Annotated in this window: 9 protein-coding genes; 8 read left to right on the forward strand and 1 reads right to left on the reverse strand. The window is 48.4% G+C overall.

All coding sequences use genetic code 11. The features are described from left to right. The first annotated feature begins 3 nt into the window (after positions 1–3). The 7 genes from QZT80_RS14205 to QZT80_RS14235 all read left to right on the forward strand — a co-directional run bounded on the left by QZT80_RS14205 (position 4) and on the right by QZT80_RS14235 (position 8,125). Positions 4–1,608 carry a RagB/SusD family nutrient uptake outer membrane protein gene (locus tag QZT80_RS14205; RefSeq protein ID WP_295122993.1) on the forward strand — a complete coding sequence of 535 codons (1,605 nt, stop codon included), beginning with the start codon at positions 4–6 and terminating at the stop codon, positions 1,606–1,608. 21 nt (positions 1,609–1,629) lie between these two features. Then, positions 1,630–2,775, forward strand: coding sequence for a SusE domain-containing protein (locus tag QZT80_RS14210; protein WP_295122995.1), 1,146 nt, complete (start codon positions 1,630–1,632; stop codon positions 2,773–2,775). A 25-nt stretch (positions 2,776–2,800) separates the two neighbouring features. Continuing rightward, complete coding sequence (locus QZT80_RS14215) at positions 2,801–4,000, forward strand: glycoside hydrolase family 76 protein (RefSeq protein ID WP_295122998.1); 1,200 nt, start codon at positions 2,801–2,803, stop codon at positions 3,998–4,000. Between the two features lie 56 nt (positions 4,001–4,056). Beyond that, positions 4,057–5,238: a glycoside hydrolase family 76 protein gene (locus tag QZT80_RS14220; protein ID WP_295123001.1), complete on the forward strand. Its 1,182-nt coding sequence runs from the start codon at positions 4,057–4,059 to the stop codon at positions 5,236–5,238. Then, a complete protein-coding gene (locus QZT80_RS14225) occupies positions 5,235–6,389 on the forward strand; it encodes a sugar MFS transporter (protein WP_295123004.1) in 1,155 nt (384 codons plus the stop codon). The genes QZT80_RS14220 and QZT80_RS14225 overlap by 4 nt, the downstream gene beginning before the upstream one ends. Positions 6,390–7,103: 714 nt before the next feature. After that, complete coding sequence (locus tag QZT80_RS14230) at positions 7,104–7,340, forward strand: hypothetical protein (RefSeq protein WP_295123006.1); 237 nt, start codon at positions 7,104–7,106, stop codon at positions 7,338–7,340. Next, the gene (locus QZT80_RS14235; RefSeq protein ID WP_295123009.1) at positions 7,337–8,125 is read left to right on the forward strand and encodes a Fic family protein; all 789 of its coding nucleotides are present in this window, start codon (positions 7,337–7,339) and stop codon (positions 8,123–8,125) included. The genes QZT80_RS14230 and QZT80_RS14235 overlap by 4 nt, the downstream gene beginning before the upstream one ends. Before the next feature lie 34 nt (positions 8,126–8,159). Here the strand turns inward: QZT80_RS14235 and QZT80_RS14240 are convergent, their stop codons facing one another. Beyond that, positions 8,160–8,522: a DUF2200 domain-containing protein gene (locus QZT80_RS14240; RefSeq protein WP_295123012.1), complete on the reverse strand. Its 363-nt coding sequence runs from the start codon at positions 8,520–8,522 to the stop codon at positions 8,160–8,162. 137 nt (positions 8,523–8,659) lie between these two features. Here QZT80_RS14240 and QZT80_RS14245 point away from each other — a divergent pair. After that, the coding region (locus QZT80_RS14245; protein ID WP_295123014.1) for a pseudouridine synthase at positions 8,660–10,265 on the forward strand (1,606 nt) is incomplete at its 3' end.

Below are 10,265 nucleotides of genomic sequence, written 5' to 3' on the forward strand. Positions count from 1 at the left end.
ATTATGAGGATAAGAAGATATTTTTCAATAATCATGGGGGCGCTGCTGCTAGGCGGGGCAGGGTGTAAAGACCTTGACCTGGGGCCTTCGTACCAGGACACTGACCTTACCTTCTGGCAAAAGCCGGATGCCGCGGTGCAGAGCCTCAATAATGTATACGCCGGTATGTATTCGGCCGACTACTTTTTCTTCAATGAAAGTTTGAGCGATAACGCTTTCAGCTCCAGCTCCGTTAACGGCGGGCAGGCACAGCTGATCGCCGCAGGTGCGTACGATGGTCGTACCAACCGGGTAGCAGGAGAGTGGGCGTTCCATTATGGGGGCATCCGCAATGCCAACAACCTGGTAGCCAACATCGATAAAGTACCCAATCTTGATGCGGCATTAAAAGCCCGTTACCTGGCGGAAGCACGTTTTATCCGTGCGTTCCACTATTTCCATATCGCTACCTGGTATGGCGATGCGCCGCTTATTAAGGACGAGATTTCCTACGAAGGCAGTTTCCAGATTGCGCGTTCGCCCAAAGCCGAGGTGCTGAAGTTCGTGCTGGACGAACTGGATGCTATTTCCGCAACACTGCCACTGAAAAATGAGTACGCCGAAGCCGACAAAGGCCGTATTACCAGAGGTGCCGTGGCCGCGCTGAAAGCGAAAGTATTATTGTACGACAGCAAGTGGGCCGATGCGGCTGCTGTGCTGCAGCAGATCATGAGCGGCACTTATGGCGCTTATTCCCTGTTCCCGTCATACGCCGGCATTTTCCAGCCGGAGAATGAGAACAACAGCGAAGTGATACTCAACATGGAATTTGTGCCCGTACAGCGTACACACTCTATGCAGCGTTTCTTCCTTCCTTTTACAGAAGGGCAGCTGATTACCGGCATGGCGCCTTCACAGTCGCTGGTCGATAATTACGTAATGGCCAACGGTAAGGCGATCGGCGAATCCGGTTCCGGTTACAACGATGCTACGCCATTCGCAAACCGCGATCCCCGCCTGGAAGCTACGATCATTCACGATGGTTCTTCTTTCGTTACCAAACGTGGGGAAACCATTACCATCCGTACGGCGCCTGGTACGGGCGATAACGCGGTGGATAAAGCAGATGCTTCTCAAACCGGTTATTACTTCCGTAAGTACTACGACCGTACAGCCGATGGCAATAACAATTCTGGTTTGAACCTCATTTTGATCCGTTATGCAGATGTGCTGCTGATGTACGCAGAAGCGAAAGCGATGCAGGGCCAGCTGGACGAAGCTACCTGGAACAATACCATCCGTCTTATCCGCGAACGCGCCGGCTTTACTGATCCTGCTGCCTTAAACTTCGCTAACTACAGTGGTTTAGGCAGTACTGGACTTACAGACCTCATACGCCGCGAGCGCAGGAGTGAAATGGCATTGGAAAGCGACCGTGTATTCGATATCCGTCGCTGGAAAACAGCGGAAACCGTGATGAACGGCATTCTGTATGGTATGAAGGTGGGTAACAGCAACCTGGTTGTAGACCGCCGCGTGTTCAACGCCTCGAAACACTACCTGTGGCCAGTACCGGCGGCAGATGTGGAGATGAACAAAAACCTGCTGCCTAACAATCCTAATTGGTAACATTTAACAAAAGCATTTATCATGATACGTTCCATCAAACTCAATATATTCAGCTTAGTGGCCGCCGCTTTGGCCATCGTAACCTTTGCCTCCTGCGAAAAGGAGAAAACCATCAACAGTAACATTTCTACGGTGAAGGAATTGTATTATCCTGAAGTAGGAAAATACCTGAAACTGCAACCTGCTACCACCGCTGTGGTGAATTTCGAATGGAGCCCTGCAAGGGCCGAAGATGGCAGCCTCGTGATGTATGAAATTGCGTTCGATACCTTAGGCGGCGATTTCTCTAAACCTGTTTACACCATTGCATCCGGTAGTAACGGTGTGCAAAATTCACTCGCGTTATCACACAAAATATTAAACAGCATCGCGAGTAAAGCAGGCATTCAACCTTCTACTTCCGGCTCCTTACAGTGGACGGTGATCGCCAGCAAAGGTCTGAACGAAAAACGTTCAGAATCATCAAGAGTGATCGTAGTAGAAAGACCTTCCGGTTTTACCGAAATTCCTGCTAACGTATTCATTACCGGCGCAGCTACCGAAGGCGGTACCGACCTGGCTAATGCAAAGGCCATGAAACTGACAGCCGATGGCATATTCGAGATCTTCACCCGCCTGAAAGATGGCTCCTTCGAGTTTGTAGACCGTAACAGCGGTACACCCGTAACTTACTCTATACAGGGTACCCGCCTGGCAGAAGGTGGTGAGAACCAGCAAACAGGTGACAAGATCTATCGTATTCGCCTCGACTTCGCCAATGCTGCTGCTGAAATGATACAAATTACCGGTGCAGGCGTATTCGCTTCTGCTTACAACCGCGTGGTGGGTAACCTCGCTTATGCAGGTGACGGCACCTGGACGGCCACCAATATGCCTATCGCTTACTACGATTTCGGCAGCTGGAAAGATGACCGCTTCAAGTTTCAATTACTGACTGCAGATGCAGGTGGTACTGCAGGTATCGTGTACTACGGCAGTGTGAATCAGTCTAACTCTACACCACCCGATGCTAACACACCGGCTGCTTACTATGGCGTAGTGCCGGTAGATAATTCGCAGTGGGACTTCACCTACAAGTATCCTGCAGGTGCGGATGGCAAAACGGCCGACGTTACGTTGCAGCTGAATGCCGCAGAGGACTATACTTACAAACTGACCGTGAAGTAATCGCATCACCATTAAAGGTATTCACATGAAATCAATCGTTTTTTCAATAGCCGCGGCAGCCGTGTTTTTGACCAGCTGTTATAAAGTGCGGGAAGATGTGCCGGTGCGGGTAGATGGCGACACCACTTCAACAGAAGTAACCTACAAAATGAAGGCACGCCAGGTGCTGGACGATATTTATAAACACTACGGCGTTGCCGGTACTGTGTTCGTAAGGGAGAGTTATCCCACTCAGCCCGGCGATCCAAGGTACGCGTACCTCTGGCCATACTCTGCGATGTTTACCGGCGCTACGCTGCTGAAACAAATGGGGTATAATGACGCGGTAACGGAAGGTTATTACAGCAGCACCCTAACCGGTATGGATAGCTATAAAGACGTGTCTAGGACACCCGCTGCTTACCAGTCGGTACCCCTGAGCGAAGGCCAGGCCGATCGTTTTTATGATGATAATGCGATTACCGGCATCGATATGCTGGAGGCTTTTCATCTTACAGGCGACCAGCAATTGCTGGCTAATGCAAAACTGTGTTACACGTTCTGCGCCTCTGCCGAAAGTCCGGAAGCGGGCGGTGGTTTGTACTGGAATGAAGGGGTGGCCAACAACCCTGATCATCCCGATTATATGAAGGCTACGAACGTAACCGCACTTTCCGCCACGCTGGCGCTGCAACTGTACCAGCAGGATAAGCAGGAAGCCTATCTTACTTCCGCTAAGCGCTGGTACAGCTGGGTAAAGCAGTACATGCTCGACCCCGTAGACAAAGGTTTCTGGAACTCCGTTTCGATCAAAGATGGCAGCATCAACTACGCGAAATGGACGTACAACTCCGGCGCCATGATACAGAATGCTGCGTTGCTGTTTAAGATTACAGGCGATCAAACGTACCTGGCCGATGCGAAGGCCTGGGCACAGGGCGCTTACAACATCTTTACGCGCGAAGTGCCTAATCAGGGCAGGTTCTACGTACCGCACGATCCATGGTTCACGGCAGTATTGCTTCGTGGTTACCTGGAGCTGCATACCGTCGATCCCGTTACTACTTATATCGATACCCTGGTGTCAAACGTAGACTATGCCTGGCAACATGCCCGCCTGCCCGATACCTTCCAGTTCTATGAAGACTGGTCGGGCTCTGACCTTGGCAGGTACCATTCCCTGCTCACACAGGTAGCGATGGTAGAGATCTATGCGAGAATATCCATCTGGAAGAAAGAAAAATAAGATCATGTTGCTCGTCCCGGTGAACCATACCGGGACGAACACTTTGAACCGGACATATGAGAAGCACGTTATTAAGTATCGTATTAAGCGTTATGCTGTTCTCTGCCACCGCGCAGCAGGTACAGCCTGCCGCAGAATACAGGCGAAGGGCGGAGGAAATGTTTAACCGGGTATGGACGCTTTACCGCGTACCGCAGTTTGGCCTGTTTTCGGAGTACTACCCGCAGCAGCACAAAGACTCGCTCACGTATATGCAGGACGGCCATGTGCAGTCGAAAGCGGTGAGTTACTTATGGCCACTCAGTGGGATAGTAACATCAGCCAATATACTGATGCGGTTGCCCGGCAGCAAAGCGGTGTATAAACCTTATCTGGATACTGTAATGGCAGCCATGTACCAATACCGCGATACCACCCGGAAACCGGCAGGCTACCAGGCTTACCCGGCTAAGTTCGAAACAGTAGACCGCTATTACGACGACAACGGGCTGGTAGCGATCGACTATGCAGAGGCGTACGAAAATACCCGTAATCCCCTGTACCTGTCGCGGGCGAAAGAAGTATTCACCTTCATCATGAGCGGCTGGACCGACACACTCGGCGGCGGTGTAACGTGGCTCGAGGGCCATAGCGATCAAAAGCCCGCCTGTAGCAACGGTATGGCCACACTGGCAGCGTTAAAGATCTACAAAGCCAGTGGCGACCGGTATTACCTGCAGCAGGGCATCCGGTTTTATGAATGGATGTATAAAAATCTTCGCGACAGCGCCGGGCTGTATGTCAACGATATCAAAACAGCTACAGGTAAAGTGAATCCTGTATATTACACTTACAATACCGGCTCCATGCTGGAGGCTGCCATGGTGTTGTACGCCATAACAGGGGAGAAGAAGTATTATACACAGGCCAGTCAAACCGCTTTGTCGGCCTACGATTACTTCGGTAAACCGCAGGAAGGCATGCGCAGCGCGTTTTGCGATCTGCCCTGGTTTGCCACCATACTGTTCCGCGGTTATGCCGCTTATTATGCAGTAAACAAAAACACTAAATATTTAACCGCTATTATTGCACAGGTAGATCATGCCTGGAATAACAGCGACCCAAATGGTTTGCTGAACCACGACTGGAGTGAAGCGCGCGATACTGCCGGCAAACCGAAATGGTTACTCGACGAAGCCTGTATTGCAGAAATATATGCCCGCATGGCACTGCTTAACATTAAACAGAAAAACTTATGACCCGGCCATCTAAATCCAGTGTATTACAACTGGCACCTATACTGTTCGGATTTTTTATCATGGGCTTTGTAGACGTGGTGGGCATTGCGACCAGCTACGTAAAGAGCGACTTTGCCCTGTCGGATACCCTCTCGAACCTGCTGCCCATGGCTGTTTTCCTGTGGTTCCTGATCTTCTCCGTGCCCACCGGTATGCTGATGAACAGGATAGGCCGTAAACGCACCGTGCAACTAAGTTTGGTGGTGACAGGCATCGGCCTGCTCGTACCCATGTTATCTTACACCTTACCCATTGTGCTGGGCGCCTTTGCGCTGTTAGGAATAGGCAATACCTTGTTACAGGTAGCGCTGAATCCCCTGCTCACGAACGTAGTCAGTAAAGACAAACTCACCAGCGTACTGACCACCGGACAATTCATCAAAGCAATATCCTCCTTCCTGGGGCCCATTATTGCTGCGTTTGCGGTGGCCCGTTTTAGTAACTGGCAATACCTGTTTCCCGTGTTTGCAGTCATCACCGTGTTGTCGTTCCTTTGGCTGAGCGCCACGCCATTGAAGGAGGACGACCGCAAAGAAAATACCTCCACTATCCGCGAATGTTTTGCATTGCTGGGCGATGGTAAAATCTTCCTCTACTTCCTGGGGATACTGACGCTGGTAGGTATCGACGTAGGCCTGAACGTGTCCGGTCCGCGTATATTGATGGAAAGAACCGGAGCAGCGCTGCAGGACGCTGGTTATGTAGCCAGTGTATACTTCGTGTTCAAAACCGCCGGTACCTTCCTGGGTGCTATCATGCTGGCTAAATGGCCGGCAAAGTCGTTTTACCTGGCATCGGCAGTAGCCGCTATTGCCGCTATGGTACTGTTGCTGTTTGCTACCAATTCGCCTGCTATTTACGTCGCTATCGCCCTGGCAGGTTTCGCCTGCGCCAATATCTTCTCCATCCTGTTCTCTTTCGCCCTGCAACGCAAGCCCGAGCATTCCAACGAAGTGTCCGGACTGCTGATCATGGGCGTTTCAGGCGGCGCCATTTTCCCCGTATTGATGGGCGTAGCCTCCGATGCTGCAGGTGCCCAATGGGGCGCTGTAGTGGTGCTGCTCGTGTGTTGTGTATATCACTGCGTGCTGGCCGTAAAAGAAAGAGCCTGATCATACCCATCCTATATCGATCCTTTATCGATCCTATATCCAAATCTTCTGAAACCCGCGCCAGGCAACATGGCGATTATAGGATCGATATAGGATCGATATACCTTCGCCGGACAATTATGTTTGTTTTGCCCTTCAACCTCCCAGGTTGAGTACAGGAAGTTTTACCCCAATCGTCTTATTAATTGATTGGTTATTAATCTGATAAATATATATCGGATTAACGTTTTGGTCATATCCCTTGATGGCAAAGCGTTTCAGCCGATCATGGGGCCTTTCGTCCCAGGCTTCTCTATCCTTCACCCCAAGCTCCCGTATCCTTCGTCCCATTGTTGCCCATAAGGGCATCTGGCGGTTGTAACTTTGTGCAGTTAGCCTGCGATGACGAAGCAGCTTAACATTTTTATCAGCATTTGGCTAAACCTTTTTACCGTCGTAAGGACGCTTGGAGGTGGACCCGTGCGGGTACCGGAAGGCAGGAGTGTTATCGGACGGAAAAGCTGTCCGTGGCTACTTCAGAAAGCGCCGATGGTGCCTTAAGTTCTTTGACATATTGGGATTAAATAACAAACGGCAGGATGCGATGCCCGGGGCTCATTATATATGGGTAAGGGGGATTTGTGTTCCTCTTACCCTTTTTCATCTGCCTAAACATCTTTCCATGACAAATAATAATTTCTTAAATTTGTATCGAACAACAATTTCTACCGAATCATGAATCAGTTGGCTTTAATATCTGAACGAATTGAGGGATTATGGTACTTGTCCGGAAAGGATGTGATCTTTTTTGACGATTTACAACCAGAATTCAGGAACGACCTTCGGACATTTATTACCGGCGAAACGCTATCATTGAAAGAAGGGAAGCTTGTTATTGGCCGGAATTTATACAAAAAATGGCTGGAGAAGATACAGGCTCATGGATTCGACTACGAAATAGATTTTAAATGATCGTACAAAAGATAGAGCGGATAAATACGCTTAAAACCAGGATTGATGAATTAAGTAAGTTCAATGAATGGGATAGTGCCTTTTTTGCGAAAGTAAAGTTGGATTTCACATACAATACCAATAAACTGGAAGGTAATACACTTAGCTATGGGCAAACCATCAAATTGCTTAAAGATTTTGTTGCTCCAAAGAATGCGGCTCCCGGAGAGTTGCTGGATTTGATAAATCATCAAAATGTGCTGGACAGTGTGTTCGAGAATTATAAATCTGAAAACTTATCTGAAGTAAATATTAAAGAGCTTCACAAAGAGTTGATGAAAAGTTTGGCTCAATGGAATGATGATGGTCTTTATAGCCCGGGTCAATATAAAGCGTTTGAGAATATGACGGTAAGGGGTAGCGGGAAAATACATCAATATCTGGAACCTTCCGCAGTGGGTGCTGCAATGCAAATCCTGATTGCTGATACAAACGCGCAATTAGAAAAAAAAGATACGCATGATATTAATAATCATCCCATTACAATTGCAACTCGTTTTCATCAGGATTTTCTAAATAGAATTCATCCCTTTAGTGACGGAAATGGTCGCGTCGGCAGACTATTAACCAATCTGATTTTGTTAAAGGAAGGCTATCCACCAATTTTCATTAAAGATGTAGACAGAGATGAATATTTGAAACGTTTTGAACAATCTGATGAAAGTATCATACCTATGCTCGATTTTCTTGCAGACAGACTGATAGAAAGTTTGGAGGTGAAGTTAGAATTTGTTCGAAGCAGGTAAAATGAACATTGAGGATGGTGTTTCGCCTATTCGGCTACCCCCTCAATATCTTCTCCATCTTCCTGCCCTTAGCAAGTTCATCCACCAGCTTATCCAAATATCTCGCCTTCTTCGTCAGTTCATTATCTATCTCTTCTATACGATACCCACAAATCATCCCGGTGATCAGGTGCGCATTGGGGTGCAGCGAGGCCCGTTCAAAGAACGTTTCAAACGTTACTTTCTCTTTTATCAGCTCCTGGATTTTCGCACTGTCGAAACCCGTTAACCAGGTGATCACTTCATCCAGCTCTTCCTTCGTTCTGCCTTTCTTTTCCACTTTGGTTACGTACATCGGGTAAACTGAGCCAAAGATCATTTTGGCAATGCGCTGATTGTGTATATCGGTGGTATTCATAATTCAAGAGTGTTTTCTAAAGATACGGCGGAAAGTGAATTTTGCAAACAGTCGGAACGTGTTGTTTATGAAGAGATTAAGACGTTTTTCATCCTGTTGACCAGAAATGCTAATTTTGCGGCCTAAATACAGTGTACTTGGGAAACAGCAGGATTTCTTATTTTCAGGAAGAGCCGGTAAATGGAATAACATTACCCGAACGGTTCACCTATCCGTTTTATTACGAACCGCATCCATTGGCGAAGCTTGCGGCGGCTGAACTTCAGCACTACCTGGAAACGCAAACCGATCTCGATCACAATTTCGGATTGAATGGCGATGGGGAAGGGGCGATCGGAAAGATGTTTGGCGTACTGGTGGTGCAGGATGCGGAAGGCAAACTGGGATACCTGTCTGCCTTTTCCGGTAAGCTGGCAGGCTCCAATGATCATGAGCAATTCGTGCCGCCGGTGTTTGATATGCTGGATGAGAATAGCTTCTTTATCAAAAAGCAGCTGGTGATCAATACGATTAATGACCAGGTGAGAAAGATAGCTGCCGACGCCGATTACGTAAGGCTTAACGAGGAAATGACGCGGTTATCTGCCGGATCAGCGCAGGAAATAGCGGCTTTTAAGGAACAATTGAAAGCCAACAGGGCCAGCAGGAAAAGCCGTCGCGCGGCGTTAAAGACCACCCTGAATCCGCAGGAATATGAGATAGCCGAAGCTGATCTTATCAAACAAAGTTTGCATGATAAATACCAGCTGAAGGTACTTGCAGACAAGTGGCAACAGGCGCTGGAAGATGTACGTGCGAAGTTGGACCGGTTTGAAGCAGATATTGAATCTTTAAAAAATGAACGAAAAGAAAGATCGGGCGCTTTGCAGCAGGAGCTTTTCGATCAATATGCGTTTCTAAACAAAGATGGTAAGCGCAAGAGTTTACAGGATATTTTCAGTCTTACGCCGTTAGGGAGACCTCCTGCCGCTGCCGGGGAATGTGCGATGCCCAAATTACTGCAGTTTGCATTTATGAACGGATATCGGCCCATTGTGATGGCTGAATTCTGGTGGGGCACTTCTCCGAAATCTGAGATCAGGAAGCATAAGCAATTCTATCCCTCCTGTACAGGCAAGTGTAAGCCTATTTTGGCCCATATGCTTGGTGGTATACCCATTGACGAAAACCCATTGCTGCATACCCCGGAAAAGATCGGACCGCTCGATATCATTTATGAGGATGACAGTTTCGTCGTAGTCAATAAACCTTCGGGCTTACGTTCCGTACCTGGTGTTAGTGTGCAGGATTCGGTGTATACCCGGTTAAAACATGTATTAGGCGACACAGAACCCCTCATCATTCACCGCCTGGATATGGATACTTCAGGGCTTTTGGTGGTGGCTAAAACGAAGGAGGTACACAAACATATTCAGCGGCAGTTCCTGCAACGTAAGGTAAGCAAGCGGTACACAGCGTTATTGTCTAAAGTGATTGATCAGAGCGAAGGGGAAATCGATCTGCCTTTACGTGCCGATTTGTTAAACCGCCCACGGCAACTCGTTTGCTTTAATGCCGGCAAAAGAAGTATCACGAAGTGGAAAGTAGCAGCCCGATACGAATCCACCACCAGGATTGATTTCTGGCCGCTTACCGGACGAACGCACCAGTTGCGGATGCACTCGGCCCATGAGCTGGGACTGAATGCGCCCATCGTTGGAGATGACCTTTATGGTACAGCATCGGAAAGAATGTATTTACACG

Origin of the sequence: uncultured Chitinophaga sp., assembly GCF_902168175.1 — a bacterium.
Taxonomy (GTDB): Bacteria; Bacteroidota; Bacteroidia; order Chitinophagales; family Chitinophagaceae; genus Chitinophaga.

What these genes read in the sequence shown, in the direction of transcription:
- QZT80_RS14205 (WP_295122993.1), top strand. Translation starts at nt 4, where the DNA reads ATGAGGATAAGAAGATATTTTTCAATAATCATGGGGGCGCTGCTGCTA.
- QZT80_RS14210 (WP_295122995.1), top strand. Translation starts at nt 1,630, where the DNA reads ATGATACGTTCCATCAAACTCAATATATTCAGCTTAGTGGCCGCCGCT.
- QZT80_RS14215 (WP_295122998.1), top strand. Translation starts at nt 2,801, where the DNA reads ATGAAATCAATCGTTTTTTCAATAGCCGCGGCAGCCGTGTTTTTGACC.
- QZT80_RS14220 (WP_295123001.1), top strand. Translation starts at nt 4,057, where the DNA reads ATGAGAAGCACGTTATTAAGTATCGTATTAAGCGTTATGCTGTTCTCT.
- QZT80_RS14225 (WP_295123004.1), top strand. Translation starts at nt 5,235, where the DNA reads ATGACCCGGCCATCTAAATCCAGTGTATTACAACTGGCACCTATACTG.
- QZT80_RS14230 (WP_295123006.1), top strand. Translation starts at nt 7,104, where the DNA reads ATGAATCAGTTGGCTTTAATATCTGAACGAATTGAGGGATTATGGTAC.
- QZT80_RS14235 (WP_295123009.1), top strand. Translation starts at nt 7,337, where the DNA reads ATGATCGTACAAAAGATAGAGCGGATAAATACGCTTAAAACCAGGATT.
- QZT80_RS14240 (WP_295123012.1), bottom strand. Translation starts at nt 8,522, where the DNA reads ATGAATACCACCGATATACACAATCAGCGCATTGCCAAAATGATCTTT.